This window comes from Streptomyces sp. NBC_00075 (assembly GCF_045041225.1).
GTDB lineage: Bacteria > Actinomycetota > Actinomycetes > Streptomycetales > Streptomycetaceae > Streptomyces > Streptomyces adonidis.
Window position 1 is genome coordinate 1,092,408 of record NZ_CP108243.1, and the last position, 18,361, is coordinate 1,110,768.

At 71.1% G+C, this 18,361-nt stretch carries 19 protein-coding genes; 7 read left to right on the plus strand and 12 right to left on the minus strand.

Translation table 11 applies throughout. The features are described from left to right. Positions 1-18: 18 nt before the first annotated feature. The 3 genes from OG787_RS04890 to OG787_RS04900 all read right to left on the minus strand — a co-directional run bounded on the left by OG787_RS04890 (position 19) and on the right by OG787_RS04900 (position 3,461). Positions 19-546 carry an RNA polymerase sigma factor gene (locus OG787_RS04890; protein WP_369036890.1) on the minus strand — a complete coding sequence of 176 codons (528 nt, stop codon included), beginning with the start codon at positions 544-546 and terminating at the stop codon, positions 19-21. A 298-nt stretch (positions 547-844) separates the two neighbouring features. Next, the gene (locus tag OG787_RS04895; RefSeq protein ID WP_405534386.1) at positions 845-1,306 is read right to left on the minus strand and encodes a (2Fe-2S)-binding protein; all 462 of its coding nucleotides are present in this window, start codon (positions 1,304-1,306) and stop codon (positions 845-847) included. 46 nt (positions 1,307-1,352) lie between these two features. Then, a complete protein-coding gene (locus OG787_RS04900; RefSeq protein ID WP_405540418.1) occupies positions 1,353-3,461 on the minus strand; it encodes a molybdopterin cofactor-binding domain-containing protein in 2,109 nt (702 codons plus the stop codon). A 287-nt stretch (positions 3,462-3,748) separates the two neighbouring features. Here OG787_RS04900 and OG787_RS04905 point away from each other — a divergent pair, with 287 nt between their 5' ends. Together OG787_RS04905 and OG787_RS04910 are read left to right on the plus strand one after the other, a co-directional pair. Beyond that, positions 3,749-4,435, plus strand: a complete 687-nt coding sequence (locus OG787_RS04905; protein WP_405534387.1) for a response regulator — start codon at positions 3,749-3,751, stop codon at positions 4,433-4,435. Further along, a complete protein-coding gene (locus OG787_RS04910; protein ID WP_369036887.1) occupies positions 4,432-5,568 on the plus strand; it encodes a sensor histidine kinase in 1,137 nt (378 codons plus the stop codon). Before OG787_RS04905 ends, OG787_RS04910 begins: the two co-directional genes overlap by 4 nt. On the opposite strand, the gene fdxA is transcribed toward OG787_RS04910, so the two are convergent. Then, entirely contained in the window at positions 5,540-5,881 is a 342-nt protein-coding gene (gene fdxA / locus OG787_RS04915; protein WP_369036886.1) for a ferredoxin, read from the minus strand. The two genes, OG787_RS04910 and fdxA, sit on opposite strands and share 29 nt — an antisense overlap. A 1-nt stretch (position 5,882) precedes the next feature. Next, on the minus strand, positions 5,883-6,905 hold the full coding sequence (locus OG787_RS04920; RefSeq protein WP_369036885.1) for an NAD(P)/FAD-dependent oxidoreductase: 1,023 nt from the start codon (positions 6,903-6,905) through the stop codon (positions 5,883-5,885). A 180-nt stretch (positions 6,906-7,085) separates the two neighbouring features. On the opposite strand from OG787_RS04920, the gene OG787_RS04925 reads away from it, so the two are divergent. Then, the gene (locus OG787_RS04925; protein ID WP_405534388.1) at positions 7,086-8,033 is read left to right on the plus strand and encodes an ABC transporter substrate-binding protein; all 948 of its coding nucleotides are present in this window, start codon (positions 7,086-7,088) and stop codon (positions 8,031-8,033) included. Here OG787_RS04925 and OG787_RS04930 read toward each other — a convergent pair. The 7 genes from OG787_RS04930 to OG787_RS04960 all read right to left on the minus strand — a co-directional run bounded on the left by OG787_RS04930 (position 8,002) and on the right by OG787_RS04960 (position 14,406). Beyond that, a complete protein-coding gene (locus OG787_RS04930) occupies positions 8,002-8,424 on the minus strand; it encodes an acyl dehydratase (protein WP_369036883.1) in 423 nt (140 codons plus the stop codon). The two genes, OG787_RS04925 and OG787_RS04930, sit on opposite strands and share 32 nt — an antisense overlap. Then, complete coding sequence (locus OG787_RS04935; RefSeq protein ID WP_369036882.1) at positions 8,421-8,975, minus strand: MaoC family dehydratase N-terminal domain-containing protein; 555 nt, start codon at positions 8,973-8,975, stop codon at positions 8,421-8,423. The genes OG787_RS04930 and OG787_RS04935 overlap by 4 nt, the downstream gene beginning before the upstream one ends. Next, entirely contained in the window at positions 8,972-9,808 is an 837-nt protein-coding gene (locus OG787_RS04940; RefSeq protein ID WP_405534389.1) for an IclR family transcriptional regulator, read from the minus strand. The genes OG787_RS04935 and OG787_RS04940 overlap by 4 nt, the downstream gene beginning before the upstream one ends. A 108-nt stretch (positions 9,809-9,916) precedes the next feature. Then, on the minus strand, positions 9,917-10,777 hold the full coding sequence (locus OG787_RS04945; protein ID WP_369036881.1) for an alpha/beta fold hydrolase: 861 nt from the start codon (positions 10,775-10,777) through the stop codon (positions 9,917-9,919). Then, a complete protein-coding gene (locus OG787_RS04950) occupies positions 10,774-11,730 on the minus strand; it encodes a catechol 1,2-dioxygenase (RefSeq protein ID WP_405534390.1) in 957 nt (318 codons plus the stop codon). Before OG787_RS04950 ends, OG787_RS04945 begins: the two co-directional genes overlap by 4 nt. Continuing rightward, entirely contained in the window at positions 11,727-13,061 is a 1,335-nt protein-coding gene (locus tag OG787_RS04955) for a M20 family metallopeptidase (protein ID WP_405534391.1), read from the minus strand. Before OG787_RS04955 ends, OG787_RS04950 begins: the two co-directional genes overlap by 4 nt. A gap of 112 nt (positions 13,062-13,173) precedes the next feature. Next, the gene (locus OG787_RS04960; protein WP_369036878.1) at positions 13,174-14,406 is read right to left on the minus strand and encodes a Rieske 2Fe-2S domain-containing protein; all 1,233 of its coding nucleotides are present in this window, start codon (positions 14,404-14,406) and stop codon (positions 13,174-13,176) included. Between the two features lie 358 nt (positions 14,407-14,764). On the opposite strand from OG787_RS04960, the gene OG787_RS04965 reads away from it, so the two are divergent. The 4 genes from OG787_RS04965 (at position 14,765) to OG787_RS04980 (ending at position 18,352) form a co-directional block, all read left to right on the plus strand. Beyond that, the gene (locus OG787_RS04965) at positions 14,765-15,607 is read left to right on the plus strand and encodes an ABC transporter ATP-binding protein (protein ID WP_405534392.1); all 843 of its coding nucleotides are present in this window, start codon (positions 14,765-14,767) and stop codon (positions 15,605-15,607) included. Further along, entirely contained in the window at positions 15,604-16,425 is an 822-nt protein-coding gene (locus OG787_RS04970) for an ABC transporter permease (protein WP_369036876.1), read from the plus strand. The genes OG787_RS04965 and OG787_RS04970 overlap by 4 nt, the downstream gene beginning before the upstream one ends. Continuing rightward, positions 16,422-17,390, plus strand: a complete 969-nt coding sequence (locus OG787_RS04975) for a zinc-binding alcohol dehydrogenase family protein (RefSeq protein WP_405534393.1) — start codon at positions 16,422-16,424, stop codon at positions 17,388-17,390. Before OG787_RS04970 ends, OG787_RS04975 begins: the two co-directional genes overlap by 4 nt. Positions 17,391-17,479: 89 nt before the next feature. Next, positions 17,480-18,352, plus strand: coding sequence for an alpha/beta fold hydrolase (locus OG787_RS04980; protein WP_405540419.1), 873 nt, complete (start codon positions 17,480-17,482; stop codon positions 18,350-18,352). The last annotated feature ends 9 nt before the right edge of the window (positions 18,353-18,361 follow it).

An 18,361-nucleotide genomic window follows, 5' to 3' on the forward strand; every position in this document is an offset into this window, starting at 1 on the left:
AATGAATTCGGCCGTCCGTTACCTGGGATGTGCTGCGGCCCCGTCCAGCGTCTGGGCACACACGAGCCTCAGCCGTGCCCGTCCCCGCGTGAACGCACCCTCGGCCGCCTTCAGCGAGATCTGGTGCATACGGGCGAACTCCATCGTGGAGATACCGTCGGCGCGGGCCAGCATGACCTGGCGCTCACGGCCCCGCAGCTGCTGGACCTGGCGCAGCAGCCAGCGTCCGAAGTCCTCGTCGCACACGTCCTCGTCCGGCAGCTCGGGCCTGCTGACGTGCGCGGTACGGCCCACAAGGCGCCGTCTGCGCTCCAGTTCACGGTAGTGGTCGACGCACAGCCGCAGCGCGACCGAGGTCAGAAAGGGTCCGATCCGCTCCGGGTCCAGATTGTCGTGGGCCGCCGCCCGCAGCATTGCCTCCTGGACGCAGTCCTCCGCGTCCTGGGCGGTCGGGAGCCGCCGGCGGACCAGCCGCATCAGCCGTTCCCGATGGCCGACGATCTCTTCCCAGATCACTAACTCGTCCGCGCGGTCTTCCGAATTCATGCAGTACACGGCCCCGAAATTTTCCTGTTCCCCGACTCGACGGGAAAGGACTGTCCGGGTCAACTCACGGACAAACCGAGCCGATTGCGCACCACTCGTCCGAATGGAAAACGAAAGAACCGACTCCGGGCCACGGCACATCGTGCTATAAAAATCCGTACCGCTGCCGGATCGGTCAATTTCCGCAGAAACGTCACATCAGGTCCAGGGTGAATTAATTACCCTCGGCAGCATACCCATCTCGGCCACCGGGGAACTTAACTCGCCAATACCGGCCGACCTGCTTTCGCTCCGGAGGTCAGTGGTCGGTCGCCGCGGCGGCCTGTTTGACGGCTTCGCGGATCCGGCAGTACGTGCCGCAGCGGCAGACGTTCTCGATCGCGTCGATGTCCGCGTCCGTCGGTTCGGAGGTCCGCTGGAGCAGCGCCGCCGCGGCCATGATCTGCCCCGGCTGGCAGAAGCCGCACTGCGCCACGTCCTGGTCGAGCCAGGCCTGTTGGACGGGGTGCAGGGTGTCGCCGTCGGCGAGTCCCTCGATGGTGGTGACCCTGCGGTCGGCGCAGTCGGCGACGGGCACGACACAGGGCTGGATCTCCGCGCCGTCGAGATGGCTGGTGCAGGCCCGGCAGACCCCGACCCCGCAGCCGTACTTGGGGCCGGTCACGTGCAGCAGGTCGCGCAGCACCCACAGCAGCGGCATGTCGGCCGGGGCCTCGACGGTGACCGGCTTGCCGTTGAGGACGAAGGTGTAGCTGGGCATCAGGACCTCTCGGGGGGGCGGAGTAGGAGCCGGAGTCGACGGCCGGTCAGAAGGTGAGGGGGAAGCGGCGGGGCTTGGTGCCGGTGGCCCGGGCGTACGCGTTGGCGACCGCGCCCGCCGCGGCCGGCACCCCGAGTTCTCCGGCTCCGCCGGGCTCGCCCTTGGACGGCATGATGTGCGCCTCGAAGTGCAGGGGGGCGTGCCGCTGGCGGGCGTAGTGGAAGTCGGCGAAGCTGCCCTCGCGGACGGCACCCCGGTCGATGTGGAGGCCGGCCCGCAGGATCGTGGAGATGCCGTCGATCGTCGTACCCATGAGCTGGGCCTCGAGTCCGCGTGGGTTCACGGCCGTTCCGACGTCGGCCGCCATCACCGCCCTGGTGACGCGGGGGTTCTTCGGGTCGGTGGCATCGATCTCGATCAGACAGGCCACGCAGGAGCCGTACTCCTCGTGGACGGCCATGCCCTGTCCGTGTCCGGCCGGCAGGGCCCGCCCCCAACTCCCGGCGGACGCCGCCTTGTCGAGCACGGCGCGTACGGCCTTGCTGCGAAGTGTGGTGCGCCGGAAGGCGACCGGGTCCTTGCCGAGGCCGCGGGCGATCTCGTCGACCATGATCTCCTCGACGGTCCGGGTCGTCCCGGAGTCCACCGAGCGCCAGGCGCCGAGGGGTATCGCCGCCAGCTCGATGCCGCCCGAATCCCCGGACAGCTGACCGAAGTTGTACAGCCCGCTGTCGCTGGGGAGCGGGCCCGCCTCCCGGACGCGTCCCGCCCGCGCGGCCATGGCCCTCGCTCCGCCGTTCGCGGCGAGGCCCTCGTACGACTCACTGACCGAGGCCGTGGAGTGGACGAAGGCCACCACCCGGCCGCCCGCGTGGCTGGCTCGGATCCGGTGATGGGTGGCCGGGCGCATCTGGCCGTGCCGCAGGTCGTCGCTGCGGCTCCACATCAATTTGACGGGCCGGCGGGCCGCCTTGGAGACGAGGGCGGCCTCCAGGGCGAAGTCGTAGTTGAGCCGTCGTCCGAACGAGCCGCCGCCCCGCATGACATGGACCTTGACCTTCGACGGCGGGAGTCCGACCGCCGAGGCGATGCTGTCGCGGGCGTCCATCGGTGTCTGGGTGGAGAACCACAGTTCGGCGCGGTCCGCGCGGACGTCGGCCACCGTGGTCAGCACTTCCATCGGGGCATGGCTGACGAACGCGAACTCGAACTCGCCGGTCACCTGCGTCGATCCGCTCGGCGCGGTGCCCAGCGGGGGTACGGCGGCACGCAGCCGGGATCTGATGGCGGTGTCGGAGAGCGCGGCCAGCGGGCCCGGGGCCCAGGTGATGCGCAGGGCGTCGCGGGCCTCGAAGGCGTGGTGGAAGGTGTCGGCGACGACGGCGACCCCGCCCGCGACCCGGACGACCGCGCGGACGCCGGGCATGGCGCGGGCCGCCCGGTCGTCGAGCGTGCGGATCTTCCCTCCGAGCGTCGGCGGCCGGGCCACGACGGTCGGCTTCGCGCCGGGCACCCGCACATCCCCGGCGTACTGCGCCTTGCCGGTGACGAGGTCCCGGGCGTCGATCCGGGTCGTCGGTTTGCCGATCACCTTGTGCCGTGAGGCCGGTTTGGGCCTGCTGGACACGGCCGGGCGGGTCACCTGCGCGGCGACCGCGGTCAGCGAGCCGTAGGTGGCGGTACGCCCGTCCGGTGCGACCACCATCGTGTTGCGGGTGCGCAGTGTGCGCGCGGGGAGTCGCCAGCGCCGGGCGGCGGCGGTCACCAGGCGGGCCCGCGCGGTGGCGGCGAGCGCCCGGGCAGGACCGTACAGCGAGCTGACCGAGTTCGAACCGCCGGTGTACTGGCTGCCCTTGGTGCGGGCGTCGGCGAGCGGGATGTCGACGTCGGCGAGGCGGGCGTCCAGTTCCTCGGCGATCATCATGGCGACGGCGGTGGTGACGCCCTGGCCGACCTCGACGCGCGGCAGCCGGACGACGACCCGGTTCGCCGCGGTGACCTCCAGGACCAGCATCTCGTCGTCGTCACCGGTCACCACGACACCGGACCGCGCGCTCGCGTCCGCCGTGGAGCTCTCGGCGCCTTCGGCCGAGGACGTGTCACAGCCGATCGGCGCGGCCACGGTCAGGGTGGTGGCGGCCAGTGAGTAGACCATGAACCTCCGACGGGACCACTGCCGTTCCATCGCCACCCCTGTCGCTTCCTGTCACTCACCGTCGGTCTCCGACGAGTCGTCGCCGCGCCCGCTGTCCGTGCGTCTCCTGTGTATGAGGGGCCGGGCGGCTTTCTGGTTGCGTGCCTGCGCCGTCCGGTCCGCGACGGTTCCCCCCGGACGGCTGGAAGCCTCCCCCCAGGTGGCTGGAGTGTCCAGGGATGGCGTTCTACCGGGGCTTTCGCCGTTCTAAGGTCGGGAGACGACTTCGACGGCAAGGCGGAACGTACGTGATCCGGGTAGTGGTGGTGGACGACGAGGCCCTGGTGCGGTCCGGCTTCAGGCTGATCCTGAGCGCGGCCGACGACATCGAGGTCGTCGCGACCACGGCGGGCGCCGGCGCCGTCGACACCGTACGGCGGGAGCGCCCCGATGTCGTCCTGCTGGACATCCGGATGCCGGACGTCGACGGTCTGACCGTGCTGCGGGAGGTACGGGAGCTGCCGGAGCCCCCGGTCGTGGCGATGCTGACGACGTTCGACGCCGACGAGTACATCCTGACCGCCCTTCGCTCCGGCGCCGCCGGCTTTCTGCTGAAGGACACCGAGCCTGACCAACTCGCCCAGCTGGTACGGAGCTTGGCGGCGGGCGGGGTCGTCATGTCGCCGAAGGCCTCCCGTGCCGTCTGGCAGAGTCATCCCGGAGGCGCGGCCCGCGCCGAGGATCCCGAGGCCGCCCGGGTGGGCCGGCTCAGTGAGCGTGAGCGTGAGGTTCTGGTGCTGGTCGCGGAGGGGCTGTCCAACGCGGACATCGGCACCCGCATCCACCTCAGCGCGGGCACGGTCAAGGACCATGTCAGCGCGATCCTCACCAAGTTGAGGGTGAGCAGCCGGGTGCAGGCGGCGCTGCTCGCCCAGCGGGCCGGGCTGCTCGACGGGCCGTTCGGCGAGGGGTACCGGCCGGAGTCCGGGCGGTGAGCGCGGCCGACGCGCGCCCGGCCTGGTGGACGCGGGTCCCGGACCGGGGCATCGACGCCGTGGTGGTCGCCGTCGCGGCCGTGGACGCGTTGATCAGCCTGTTCGGGGAGTCGCCCGCCTCGGTCGCGGCCGCCGTACTTGCCTGCGGGGCAGTGGTGTTCCGTCGGCGGTTCCCGCTGGCGGTCTTCCTGCTGACCCTGCCCGCGAGCCTGATGCTGGACCTCGTGTTCGCCCCGTTCGCCGCGCTGTTCACGCTCGCCGAACAGTCCCGGGACCGCCGTCTGCTCGCCTTCTGCGCCCTGCTGTTCGCGATGGCATCGGCCGCGCCCTGGCCGCTGGACGACCTGTCCTCGCACGACCGTGCCTGGACCGTCGTCTCCTTCTTCTACACCCTGGCCTCCGCCGCCGCCCCCGTCCTCCTGGGCCAACTCCTCCAGGCCCGGCGGGACTTGTCGGGGCGGCTCGTCGAGATCGAGGAGGCGCGGGAGCACGAACGGCTGCTGCACTCCCAGGCCGTGCTGGCCCGGGAACGCGCCCAGCTCGCCCGGGAGATGCACGACGTCGTCTCCCACCAGGTGAGCCTCATCGCCGTACAGGCCGGAGCGCTCCAAGTCGCCGCGAAGGAGCCGGAGTTCAAGGAGGGTGCCCGCACGATCCGCGCCCTCAGCGTCGACACCCTGGACGAACTCCGCCATATGGTCACCCTGTTGCGGGCCTCGGGCGGCAGGGCCACCGAGCTGACTCCGCAGCCCACCCTGGCCGACCTCCACCGGCTCGTCTCGACGAGCGGTATAGAGACCGAGCTGACCGGTGAGCTCCCCCCGGACATCGGCACCCCGGCCCAGCGCGCCGTCTACCGGACCGTGCAGGAGGCCCTCACCAACGTACGCAAACACGCTCCCGGGGCCCGTGCGACGGTCCAGCTGTGGCGTGCCCCGGACGGTGCCGGATTCGGCGTGACCGTCACCAACACGCCCCCGACCCGCCCGTCCCTGCCCCTGCCCGGCTCCCACCAGGGCCTCGTCGGCCTCCGGGAACGCGCCGAACTCCTGCACGGCACCTTCCGGTCGGGGCCCACTCCCGAGGGCGGCTACCAGGTCAGGCTCAGGATCCCGGCCGGCTCGGCCCCGTAGAGCCGATCAGGGCGGTGTCGGTGCCGACGGGACCGAAGGCGTTCGCGCCGCCCGGAGTGCCGAGCGGGGCGTCGCGGCCCGGCAGGGGTTCGTCGAAGAAGCGGCGGTTGTCGGTGCGGTGCTCGGGGTCGGCGAGGCGGTCGACGGCGATCGCCTGTTCCGGGCAGGCCGTCTCGCAGGCGCCGCAGTCGATGCATTCGGCCGGGTTGATGTAGAGCTTGCGCTCGCCCTCGTAGATGCAGTCGACCGGGCACTCCTCGACGCAGGACCGGTCCATGATGTCGACGCAGGCCGGGCCGATGACGTAGGCCATGTCAGTTCTCCTTCTCTGTCGAGTGCCCCGGGAACAGGGCCGCGTCCGGGTCGATGACGGTGGCGGCGTTGTTGACGGCGGTGGCGACCTCGCCGAAGCCGACGGAGATCAGCCGCACCTTGCCCGGGTAGTCGGTGATGTCTCCGGCGGCGTACACGCGGGGCAGGTTGGTGGCCATGCGGGTGTCCACGGCGATCCGGCGGGCCTGGAGCGTCAGCCCCCAGTCCGTCAGCGGGCCCAGGTCGGCGAGGAAGCCGAGGGCGGCGACGACCGTGCGCGCCGGGAGCAGCCGGGTGGCCTTGGTGGTGCGGTGGCGGACCTCGACCTGTTCGACGTACGAGTCGCCGTGCAGGGCGCTCACCTCGCAGTCGGTGATGATCTCGATGCCGAGGGCGCGGACCTTGTCCACGCTCGCGCGGTGGGCCCGGAACCGTTCGGTGCGGTGCACCAGACGGACGGAGCGGGCGAGCGGGGCGAGGGTCGCGGCCCAGTCGAAGGCGCTGTCGCCGCCGCCGACGACCACGACGTCGTGGCCGGTGTGCGCGGCGGGGTCGGGGACGAAGTAGACCTGCCCGCGGCCGAGATAGCCCTCGCCCGCCGGGAGCGGCCGGGGCGTGAAGGTGCCCACGCCGCCGGTGATGACGACCGCGCCGGCCCGGACCGTGCTCCCCCGGTCGCCGCGTACGACCGGGCGGCCGTCGGGGCCGTGGGTCAGGGTCACCGCGCGTTCTCCGAGGAGGTAGCGGGGGCCGTACGGCTCGGCCTGGGCGACCAGGTTGGCCACCAGGTCACGGCCGCGTACGGCGGGGAAGCCGGCGATGTCGAAGATGGGCTTCTCGGGGTACATGGCGCTGATCTGGCCGCCGCACTGGGGCAGGACGTCGATGACCGCCACGCGAAGGCCTCGGAAGCCCGCGTAGTAGGCGCCGTACAGGCCCGCGGGCCCGGCGCCGACGATCAGGATGTCCGTCTCGATCGTGCGCGACTCGTCCGTGGTCGTCGGCAGGTCGGTGAGAACGCTCATGGTTCCGGACGGTACGAGCGGTACGCGGTCCGGTCCCACGGGATCGGTCCGGTGAGCAGGACGCCCCGCTTAACGGACCGGGCGGCGCGCTGGGAACGTCTGCGGTACGAGATTTCCGGCCACGCACGGGAGTACGACATGCGGACAGCAGCCAGAATCGGACTCAGTACCCGGAGCACCTTGACCGTCGCCTGTGCGGCACTGCTCCTCACCACGGCCTGTACGGCCGGGACGACCGACTCGACGGGGGTGTCGGCGGCGGGGAAACCGACGGTACACCTCGCCCTCGGGGTCGACGCCTCGTACGCCCCCATCTATCTGGCCGTCGAACGCGGCATGTTCGCGGACGCGGGCGTCAACGTCGAGCTGGTGAAGACCGAGGGCGGCCCGGCGGCGTCCGAGGCGGTGACTGCGGGCACCGCGCAGATCGGGCTCAACTCCGACTCCACCGCCCTGCCGCTGATGGTGACCAACCCCGACCTGCGGGCCCTGGGCGTCTTCCAGACCTCGGACCGCTACCTCAAGGTCGTCCTGCGCGACGGCATCGACTCCCCGAAGCAGATCAGGACCATGGCGTCGATCGGCGGCCTCGGCCTCTACTCCACGCACCGGTATCTGCTGCACAACGGCATCGACCCCGACTCCGTGAAGATCGTGGAGAGTTCACCGCCGGAGATCCCCGGCCTGCTGGAGCAGGGCTCGATCGACGCGTACATCCTCTACGAGCCCTGGGCGACCCGGGGCGACGAGGGGGGCGGTCACATCGCCGGGCGCATCGGCGACTTCGGGGTGCGGTACGTGCAGTGGCTGCTGGCCGACCAGAGCTGGCTCAAGGACAACGAGGAGGTCGCCGGCAAGATCTTCAAGGTGGTGGCCGAGGCCGACAAGCTCGTCACCAGCGATCCCGCCGCCGCGGCGAAGGCGTCCAACGCGCAGGTCAAGCTGCCCGAGGACCAGACGGTGAAGGTCCTGCCGGAGATCACCTTCGCCGCGCGCGGCATCACCGACTCGGACCTCACCGAGTCGAAGAAGATCGTCGACTTCTTCCTCCAGCAGAAGCTGCTCAAGAAGTCGCCGGACCTCGACACCACCCTGCTCAAGGGCTGGTACGAGCAGCACGCCAAGTGAGTTCGACGCTTCCCGTGACGCAGGGGGCGCCGTCCTCCTTGAGCACGGCGGCGTCGAGCGTGACCCGCGTTCCCTCGTCGTAGGGCTCCACCGTGCGTACCGTCGCGGTCCAGGTGAGCTGCTCACCGGCCACGGCGGTGGCCCGGTTGCGCCAGCTCACCGACGCCAACTCGGCCTCGGGTCCGGCCCAGTCGAGGGCGTGCCGGGTGAGGGTCTCGCCGTGCAGGGTGGACTGGACGACGACGTCCGGGAAGCCCTCGGTGGCGGCGAACGCGGCGTCGTAGTGGATGCGGTGGGAGTTCCAGGAGACGGCGCTGAACCGGAACAGTTGCAGGTGGCTGTGGTGGTAGGTCTGCTGCGGGCAGGTCTGGCCCGCGGTGGGAGCGGTCATGCGGCGGCTCCACCGGCGGGGCGGGGGACGTCTTCGGCGGGTGCGTCGGGCAGGTCGAGTACGACGACCGTCTCGTCCATGGCCATGAGTTCGGCTCCGTCCTCCACTGTGAAACGGGTCGTGATGCCGAGCAGGACGAACTCGCCCGACCGGCCGTTGCGGTGGTCGGCCGAGGTGATGGCCCGTTCCGCGGTGACCCGGGTGCCCGCGAGCACCGGTCCGCCGAGGCGGACGGACTGGCCGCCGTGCACATGGCGTACCGGCAGTCCTGCGGTGCAAGGTGCTTCCCGGGCGGCGAGCCCGTCGCGTTGCAGGTCGTCCTCGGTCGGGCCGTCCTGCCAGCTCAGCGTCCCGGCGAGGAAGAGCGGCGGAGCGACCACGGGCTCCCCGGCGGCCTCCTGGGCACGGGCGCGGCGGATGTAGTCGTCGTCGTTCAGGGAGGCCGCGTACCGGCAGAAGTCCTTGACGGCCAGGACGCCGCAGTCCTCGTGCTCCCACTCCCCGATCAGCTTCCGGGCCCTGCCGAGCACCTCCTCCAGTGCCGCGCTCACCGCAGCGACCTGCTGATGCCGAGGGCCGCCGCGCGCAGCGCGACCGCGTGGCCGGGGGGATCCATCCGATAGGTGGGCGCGGTGATGGACAGCGCGCCCACCAGGGTGTCCTGGCGGCTGAAGACGGGCACGGCCATGCTCGTGTAGCCGAGGCGGATCTCCTCGGCCTCGGTGGCGATGCGCTCCGCCCGGATGCGTTCCACCTGGGCGCGCAGCCGGCCGGGCGAGGTCACCGTGTGCCGGGTGAAGGGTTTCAGGCCGTTTCTGACGACCTCGGCGAACAGGGTGGGCGGGGAGAAGGCGAGGATCGCCTTGCCGGTGGCCGTGCAGTACAGCGGGAGCCGGCCCGCCACCCGGGACTCCTGGTTCAGCCCGCGGTGCGGGAAGAGTTTCTCCAGGTAGACGACGTCGAGGCTGTCGTGGATGGCGAAGTGGATGGTCTCCTGGGTGGCCAGCAGCAGGTCCTCCATGTACGGCTGGGCCACCTCGCGCAGGATGCGCTGCCGGTGCACGCGCTGGCCGATCTCGAACAGGCGCAGCCCGAGCCGGTAGTCGCAGCCCGCGCGCTCCAGGAGCCCCCACATCACCAGTTCCTGGGCGAGCCGGTGCACGGTGGCCTTGGCGACGCCGGTACGGCGGACCAGTTCGGCGAGGGAGAGGCTGTCGTCCTCGGCGGTGAACGCCTCCAGGATCGGCCTGACCTTGCCCAGGACCGAGTTCATGGGGTCCGGGCCGGGATCCGCGTCCCGGGGAACGGCCGAGGGGATGCCCGACGGGAAGTCCGGCGAGATGTTCGAAGCGGTGTTCGACGGGGTGGTGGCGGTCACGGTCATGGGAAGTACCTCCCGGTCGGTCGTTGCCCTCCGGAGAACGGAACCACGGCCTCATGGACGGTGGCCATGGTCGGTTGTTAATTCACGGTGACCCGGAGCCGGGGCCCGTCAGCGCGCCGCGTCGAGGAAGGCCAGGCTGAGCGGGTTGTAGAGGTCGGCCTTCTCGTGCTGCGGCCAGTGTCCGCACTCGTTGAAGATCTCCAGGCGGGCGCCGGGGATGGCGGCGGCGATGGCCTCGGCCTCCGGGACGTCGCCGAACGGGTTCTTGTTGGCCCACACCACGAGCGTGGGCGCCTTGATCCTGGCCATGCGGTCCGGCCGGAGGAGGTTGCGCTCCCGGGTCTCCACCTCCTGGAGGGCCAGCAGGTTGTGCAGGTTCCGCTGGAACTCGGGCTGGTGGTAGATCTCGTACCGCACCTCGGTCAGTTCGTTGCCGAAGTCGTCGTCCCACTCGGCCCACAGCAGGCGCAGCCGGTCGCGGGTGAGGGAGATGTCGTCCTCCAGGGCGGCGGCCCGCGTCGAGGTCTTGAGCCGTTCCATCACCGCAGGGTTGACCTTCGTGCCGCCCATGCACAGCAGTTGCAGCGAGGCGACCCGGTCCGGGTACTCGCTCGCTGCCCAGGACGACACCCAGCCGCCCAGCGACTCACCGACCAGGTGGGCTCGTTCGGCGCCGACGGCGTCCAGGTAGGACATCAAGTGCTCGACGTAGGCGGGGATCTCGCCGGGCCGGTCGGGCTTGCCGGTGTAGCCGTGGCCGAGCATGTCGACGGCGTGGCAGCGGTAGCCGGCCGAGGCGTGCACCGGGATGTTCTTGACGAACGCCTCCAGGTGGCCGGTCGTGCCGTGCAGGAACACGACGTGCTCGCCGTCCTCGGGACCGGCCTGAAGGGCGCGCGTCCTGATGTCGCCGGTCTCGACGTAGGCGTGCCGGTAGTCGATGCCCGACAGTGCGGTCCAGATGCTCATCGCTGCCTCTCCTCGGTGTGTACGGGGTCCAGGACGGCGACCGCCATCCCGGTGAGCCACTCGGGCATGGGCTCGTACGCCAGGCGCCGGCCGGGGGCGTGGTCGAGCAGGGCCGTCATCAGCAGCCAGGTGCGGATCTCCTGGGCGCCGTTGCCGGCGGTCTTCTCCACGTCCTCGGTGGTGAGTCCGGTGACGCGGTGGGTCTCGCCGCGCTCGACGAGGGACAGGAACTCGTCGTCCCACTCCGGGTTGAGCGCGGCCTCGGCGGCGCGGATGATCTCGCGGCGCCGGACGTCGTAGTCCTGCCAGTTGGTGCGCCCGTCGAGCCAGGCGCCGACCATGAACTCCTCGTCGTCGCCGTGCGGTTCGCGCCAGTCGGGCCAGGGCAGCCGGTGCGAGAGCCCGCCGGAGCCGATGACGGCCACCCGGCGGTTGCCGGGGAAGGCCAGCACGGCTTCCCTGATCGCGCGGCCCAGGCGCTCGCAGCGGTCGAGGGTCGGCAGCGGCGGGGCGAAGACGTTGATGACGATCGGTACGAGGTCCACGTCGAGTCCGTCGAGGAGGTACTGGACGGCGTGCGACTGCCCGTGGTCGATCTGGAGCCGGGCGGAGAAGGCCGCGTCGAAGCGGCCGCCCTCCACAAGGGAACCCGCGATGTACCGGGCGAGCGGCACATCCACCGGCAGCGGCCCCTTCGGGGTGCCGGACTCGCCGCTCGCCACGCACTCCCCCACCCCGATGGTGAAGCTGGGGATCAGGTCCAGCCAGAAGCCGCGGAAGTGGTTGGAACCGACGAGGATCACCGTGTCGGGCCGGGCGGCGGCGAGTTCGTCGCGCGCGGTCTTCAGGGCGTCGCGGAAGCGCTCGGCGCGGTCCTTGTGGAGGGTCTGCTCCCAGTGGGTGTTCATCAGCGTGCTGTGCGAGGCGCCGACGCCCAGGACGATCTCGGTCATACCGCTTCCTCCAGCTCGGCGCGGGTCCGGGTGACGGTGTCGACCGCCGTTCGGACCAGATGGCGCGTCAGCTTCTCCATGGCCCGTACGGAGACGGTGTTCATGCCCCGGGCGAAGTCGATCTCGAAGGGCGCGTCGGCGACCTTCGGCATGCCGACCCGGACGGTGGGGATGCCCCGGCCGCGCAGGATGTTGGCGTCGGTGGCCCCGCTGTTGCCCGCGATCACCTCGTGCTGTCGACCCTCCAGAGCGGCCCAACTCGCCTTGGCCGTACGGCAGATGAAGCTTTCGGGGTCGGTACGCGTCCCGGGGATCGCGAGGATCATCTCCGTACTGACGTCGATTCCCGGCAGCTTCTCCCGTACGGCGTCGATGGCCGCGGCGAACTCCCGCTTGGCCTCCATCGGCGTCGTGTCGGGCCCGATCCGCAGGTCCACCTTGAGGGTGCAGGCGGCCGGGGTGACGGCGGCCATGCGGGGCCAGCCGCCGCGTACGGAGGAGACGATGCCCTGCGGGGCGACCGTGCCGCCGGTGTGCCGCTCGGCGTACTCGGCGAACCACTCCTCCAGGTGCTGGACGACCTCGCCGGCGCGGGCGATGGCGTTGTCGTACGGGAGCCGGTGGCGCGAGCCGACGTAGGTGTGCGTGCCGCGGACGGTGACCTCGAACCAGACGAGGCCGACCTCGTCCCAGGAGACCGTCCAGCCGGGCTTGGCGATGACCGCGTAGTCGGTCCACACGCCCTGTTCCAGGAGGAACGAACAGCCTACGCCCTGGCCTGTGTTGAGCCGCGCGCTGCCCGGCCGGGCGTTGGTGGGCATACCGCCCGCGCCGAAGGCCGCGACCAGATCACCCGTGAGCGGGATGCCTGCGCGGGCGATCGCCTCGGCGGCCATCATCACGCAGGCCGCGTGCCCCTTGGGGTTGGAGGCGCCGAGGCCGGTCACCAGGTCGCCCTGGACGGTGGCCCTGGGGCGCATGTCGTCCCTCAACTCCGGGCCGATCCAGGGGAGATCCTCGCTCTCCTCGCCCACGGTCAGGGTGTCGACGGGCGCGTAGAGCATGAGGTCGGGGCCGGTGCCGTCGCCGGGGAGGCGGGCCCAGGCGTTGGCCTGGCGGTCGTCCAGCGGCTGGACCCGGGCGTGGCATCCCGAGGTCTTCAGCGTGTCGGCGATGTGGGCGGCGAGCGGGGCCTCGTCGCCGGTGGGGCTCGAGATGTCGACGAGGCCGGTGATCAGGTCGCGCAGCCGGTCGCCGGTGATGTGCCGCCAGGCGTCCTCGGTCCAGGCGCGGCGGTGGGTGTCGAGCCCGTCCAGGCCGTCGCCGCTCATTGGTTGATCCTGTGGACCTGGGTCATGGTGGTGCGCGCGAAGCGCTTCCTGGCGATGGGGAGCCCGATGGCGATCGCGGCCCCGGCCAGCAGGGTGAGCAGGGTACGCACGCTCACGCCTCCTTCTCTGTAGCTGAGTCGGCGCCCGCCGCGGCCAGCTTCTTGCCGTACTCCTCCTCGCTGAGGTTCCGCCAGGCGGTCAGCGAGATGTCGGGGCGGTAGAGCTTCTCCGGGGGTGCGTCGGTGACGTCGACCATCCAGGCGTCCTGACCGGAGAACTGGCCGTGGAACAGCCAGCGGATGGCGCCCAGGTACTTGGCGTAGAAGCGGAGGGTCTGCCAGCCCTCGGTGAAGTTGACCATCACGCCGACGTAGTTGTGGTGGTCGGCGTCGACGGGGACGTAGAACTCGTAGTGGATGAAGTTGGGGTAGGCGATGCGCAGGATGCCGGGCATCGCCAGGGACGCGAAGCCGGGGAACTCCTGGGCCTCGATCGTCTCGTTGACCTTGTCGGCCTTGCCGGTGTTGCCGATGTTGAAGGTTTCCTTCGGCGGCCGGTACTTCCACCAGCGCTTGTTGGACCAGTGGCCGACACCGGGGAAGTCGGCCTCCCAGTACACCTCGTCCTGGACCCGGAAGATCCAGCGGCCCTTGGGCACGATCCGGGTGATGTTCCAGGTGGGCATCGGCTTGAAGAGCCGCCAGAGGGCCGTGCGATGCAGGTACTTGGCGTGGCCCTCGTCGAAGCCGTTCTCGCAGGCGAAGCGCCAGTTGCCGCCGCGCGGCTCGATCCGGCCGCCCATCACGAAGCCGTTGCCGACGAGTTCCTCGGGCAGCTGGGTGTCGATGGGGTGGGGTTCCTCGTCGGCGACGGGGATGTACACCCACACCATGCCGAGGCGCTCCTCGACGGCGTACGTCCGTACCTCGACCTTGCCGGTCAGTCGGCAGCCGGGGCCGTCGGTGATGACCGCGGCCAGCTTGCCGGTGGGCAGGTCGAACGTCCAGCCGTGGTACGGGCAGCTGACGGTGCCGGGGAACTGCTGGTTGCCCTCGGAGAGCGGTACCCCGCGGTGCGGGCAGCGGTTGTGCAGCGCGTACGCCTTGCCCGCGTCCCGGATCAGCGTGATCTTCTCGCCGCAGATCGTGAACGGGAGCGGTTTCTCGGTGATGTGGCTGGCCCAGGTGACCGGGTACCAGTACCCGCGGAAACCTGCTCCGGCACCGTCGTAGTGGGGCCACGTCGACCAGTCCTGCCGGCCGGGCGCACCCGTCGCCGTGCGCTTCGCCCGGCCCGCCCTGCGGGGGGCGAGCGATCCTCCACCCGTCGTCTCACCCGTCGTCATCGTGCGTGACCTCCTGCTGGCGTCTGCTGCCGTCGGGACATGGCGTAGAGCATCGGCGGTGGCGCCGGGTCCGCCAACGGACCCGTTCCGCTGAACAGACCGCCCGTCCCGGTCCCCCGGCGTCCCGTTCAGCGGACCCGCACCCGTGCGGGTGGGCGGCGCGCTGTCCTACGGTTCGGCCAGGCCCGGTCGTCGAACCCCGTCGAACTCCCGACCTCCGCCCGGAGGGCGGGTCGCGCCGGGGGGCGCCGGACGTCGCGAGGCGGCCGGGAATGCGACGACCGGGCCTGGGGCCCTCACCCCGCCGATGACCTGTCGAACACCCGGTGGTCAGCCACCGGCAGACGAAGGGATCGTGATGACGAAGGCCATGGAGGCCGAACCGGCGCGCGCCCCGGCAACGGACAGGCGCGGTGCGGCCGTTCGGGTCGAGGGGGTCGACATCCGGTTCGGCTCCTTCCACGCCGTACGGGACGTGTCGCTCGACATCGCCGCCGGAGAGTTCCTGTGCCTGCTCGGGCCGAGCGGGTGCGGCAAGTCCACCCTGCTGTCCGCGCTGGCCGGGTTCGTCGCCCCGCACGACGGCAGTCTCACCGTCGACGGCGCCCCGGTGACCGGGCCCGGCCCGGAACTCGGGATGGTGTTCCAGAGCAGCGAGGCGCTCTTCGACTGGATGACGGTCCGCCAGAACGTGGCGTTCGGGCCCCGGATGCGCGGGGGTTCACGTGCCGAGCAGACCGCGCTGGCCGACGAGTACCTGGGCCTGGTCGGGCTCAGGCACTGCGCCGACCGCTTCCCGGGCCAGCTGTCCGGCGGGATGCGCCAGCGCGTGCAGATCGCGCGCGTGCTGGCCAACCGGCCGAGCGTCGTGCTGATGGACGAGCCGTTCGGGGCGCTGGACGCGCAGACCCGGCAGGTGATGCAGGACGAGATGGACCGTATCCGGCGGGTGTCGGGCTGCACGGTCGTGTTCGTCACGCACGACATCGACGAGGCGATCCTCCTCGCCGACCGGATCGCCGTGATGACGGCGGGCCCGGCCGCGTCCATCAAGTCCGTCTACCCGGTGGACCTGCCCAGGCCCCGGGACGTCACCGAACCGTCCGCCGCCGAACTGCGCCACCGCCTCCGCCAGGACATCGGCGAAGAGGTGCGCAAGGCCCTGCGCGACCAGGGGCTCGCCCTTGAGGAGGACCTGTGACCACCGCGACCCTCGACAGCGCCCCGAAGCCGCGCGTCGAACGCCGTCCGGCGGGCGCCGCCCGGCCGGGGCTCCGCACGGCCGGCCTCTATGTCGTGTCCGTCCTGCTCGGCGTCGGCGTCTGGCAGCTGCTGGCGATGCACTACGGCCCCTCGCTCGTGGCGTCGCCCCGGGAGACCCTGTCGGCGGCCGGTGATCTGGCCGCCGACGGCACGCTCACCAACTCGGTCATCGCGTCGAGCCGCCGCATCCTGATCGGCTGGGGGCTCGGGCTCCTGGTGGGCATACCGGTCGGGCTGCTCATCGGGCAGATCCGGATCGTGCGCCAACTCCTGGAGCCGTACATCGAGTTCTTCCGGTTCATCCCGCCGGTCGCCTTCGTGACCCTGGCGGTGGTGTGGCTGGGCATCGGCGAGTCGTCGAAGGTCGTGCTGATCTTCTACACGTCGGTCTTCATCGTCATCCTCAACACCAGTGCCGGGGTGATGGCGGTGAGCGAGTCGAAGCTGCGGGCCGCCGCGAGCCTGGGCGCCGGCCGCCGGCAGATCCTGACCGGGATCGTGCTGCCGTCGACGGTGCCGCACATCGTCACCGGGGCGCGGCTTGCGATGGGCAACAGCTTCCTGACCATCGTCTCGGCGGAGATCGTCGCCGCCCAGGTGGGACTGGGCTCGCTGATCTGGACCTCCCGCAACTACGGCCGCATCGACTGGGTCTTCGTCGGGATCATCACCCTGGGCATCCTCGGGTTCGTCTTCGACCGCGTGCTGCGGATCGTCGCGTCCCGCGTCCTGCGTCGATACGGAGTGAAGCTGTGAGCAGCGAGTACACCACCGGGGACACGTCACGCGCCCTGGTCCTGGAGGAGTTCGGCTCCCTGCCCCGGCTGGTCGAACGGCCGGTGCCCGCACCCGCGCCCGGCGTGACCGTCGTACGGATGCTGGCGGCGCAGGTGGGCCATCTCGATCTCAACATCGTGGACGGGAGGTTCGGGATCCTGCCCGATCTTCCGGTGGTGCCGGGCACCAACGGCAGCGGGATCGTGCTGAGTTCGGACTCGCATCCCGAGGGGAGCCTGGTCAGGGTCAACGGCAAGGGGGTGGGGCTGCGGCGGGACGGCTGCTGGGCGGAGCACGTCGTGGTGCCGGACGCGGCCGTGACGGCGGTGCCCGCGGGCACGGACCCCGCGCTGGCGTGCGGTTTCTTCTCCCCGGCCGGCACTGCCTGGGCGGCCGTGCACTCCGTCGCCGCCGTACGGCCGGGCGAGCGGGTCCTGGTGACCGGGGCGGCCGGTGCGGTGGGTTCCCTGACGGTGCAGGTCGCGGCACGGGCCGGGGCCGAGGTGATCGGCGTGGTCGGCCGGCCGGCGAAGCTGGACCACGTACCCCCGGCCGCGAAGGCGGTGCTGGCGGCCGAGCTGTCCCTGGAATCGGTGGGCGGGCCGATCGACGCGCTCATCGACACCGTCGGCGGGCCCGTCCTGCGGGACGCCCTCGATCTGGTGCGCCCGCGCGGACGTGCCGTCCTCGTCGGCTACACCGCCGGGCGCGAGTTCGGTGTGGACCTCGCGGACTTCCTGCTGGCCGACGTGTCGCTGCTGCCCGTGAACCTGATGACACGGGGCCGGGAGGTCGCCGCCGACGCCGAACGCCTGCTGACGGAGCTGAGTTCGGGCGAACTGACCCTGCCCATCGAACGCCACTCCCCCGAGCGGCTCGCCGAGGCGGTGACCCGGCTGCGCAGCGGGGAGGCCATCGGCAAGGTCGTTCTCGAACTCGGCTGAAGCGCACCGCAGTTGACCAACAGCCCGTTGAGCGGACCCGTTCCCTTGGGCGGACGGCACTCCCACCGGACGATCGGAACATGGATCTCATGGACCTCATGGACATTCAGGCCCCGCCGAAGGGTGCCTACGCGACGGCGGACGGCGTCGACTACCACTACATCGAGCTGGGCGAACCCGGGGGCAGCCCCACGGTCTTCCTGCACGGCGGCGGCCCCGGCTGCACCGGCTGGTCCGACTTCGGCCAGGTGGCCCCGCTGTTCGCCGAGGACCGCCGCTGCTTCCTTGTCGACATCCTCCAGTACGGCAAGTCCGCGAAGCCCGTCATCGAGGGCCCCATGTGGGACTACCACGCGGCCAAGACCGTGGCCCTGCTGGACACCCTCGGCATCGAGCGCGCCGACTTCGTCTGCAACTCCTGGGGCGGCACGATCGCGCTCAACCTGGCCGCCAAGTACCCCGAGCGCGTACGGTCGTTGGTGATCACCGGCAGCATGCCCGTCTTCCACGGCCCGCTCGCCCCGCTCCCGGAGGGTGGTCGCCGCGGCCGAAACGCCCGCGACGTCTACTACGGCGGCACCGGCCCGTCCCGGCAGAAGATGCGGGAGCTGATCGCCCGCCTGGAGTGGTACGACGCGGACGCCGTCCCCGAGGGCACGGTGACCCTGCGCTACGAGCAGAGCCTCGACCCCGAGGAGACGGCACTCGCCGGCGCGTCGGACAACCCGCGCGGCGACTGGCAGGACCTGACCGCCGAACTCGGCCGGATCACCGCGCCGGTGCTCTTCCTGTGGGGCATGTACGACGCCTTCCTGACCCCGGACTATCCGCTGATGCTGGCGCGCATGATCCCGAAGGGGAACCTGCATGTGATGAGCGAGGTCTCCCACCATCCGCAGGAGGAACGGCCGTACGACTACCACGCGGCCGTGACAGGCTTCCTGAACCAGCGCCACGGCTGAGGCCGGAGA

Excerpts from the sequence above, each read along its gene's own strand:
- OG787_RS04930 (WP_369036883.1), bottom strand. The coding sequence starts at position 8,424 with ATGACCGCTCCCACCGCGGGCCAGACCTGCCCGCAGCAGACCTACCAC.
- OG787_RS04945 (WP_369036881.1), bottom strand. The coding sequence starts at position 10,777 with ATGAGCATCTGGACCGCACTGTCGGGCATCGACTACCGGCACGCCTAC.
- OG787_RS04900 (WP_405540418.1), bottom strand. The coding sequence starts at position 3,461 with ATGGTCTACTCACTGGCCGCCACCACCCTGACCGTGGCCGCGCCGATC.
- fdxA (WP_369036886.1), bottom strand. The coding sequence starts at position 5,881 with ATGGCCTACGTCATCGGCCCGGCCTGCGTCGACATCATGGACCGGTCC.
- OG787_RS04895 (WP_405534386.1), bottom strand. The coding sequence starts at position 1,306 with ATGCCCAGCTACACCTTCGTCCTCAACGGCAAGCCGGTCACCGTCGAG.
- OG787_RS04920 (WP_369036885.1), bottom strand. The coding sequence starts at position 6,905 with ATGAGCGTTCTCACCGACCTGCCGACGACCACGGACGAGTCGCGCACG.
- OG787_RS04960 (WP_369036878.1), bottom strand. The coding sequence starts at position 14,406 with ATGACGACGGGTGAGACGACGGGTGGAGGATCGCTCGCCCCCCGCAGG.
- OG787_RS04950 (WP_405534390.1), bottom strand. The coding sequence starts at position 11,730 with ATGACCGAGATCGTCCTGGGCGTCGGCGCCTCGCACAGCACGCTGATG.
- OG787_RS04955 (WP_405534391.1), bottom strand. The coding sequence starts at position 13,061 with ATGAGCGGCGACGGCCTGGACGGGCTCGACACCCACCGCCGCGCCTGG.
- OG787_RS04980 (WP_405540419.1), top strand. The coding sequence starts at position 17,480 with ATGGACCTCATGGACATTCAGGCCCCGCCGAAGGGTGCCTACGCGACG.
- OG787_RS04965 (WP_405534392.1), top strand. The coding sequence starts at position 14,765 with ATGACGAAGGCCATGGAGGCCGAACCGGCGCGCGCCCCGGCAACGGAC.
- OG787_RS04890 (WP_369036890.1), bottom strand. The coding sequence starts at position 546 with ATGAATTCGGAAGACCGCGCGGACGAGTTAGTGATCTGGGAAGAGATC.
- OG787_RS04940 (WP_405534389.1), bottom strand. The coding sequence starts at position 9,808 with ATGACCGTGACCGCCACCACCCCGTCGAACACCGCTTCGAACATCTCG.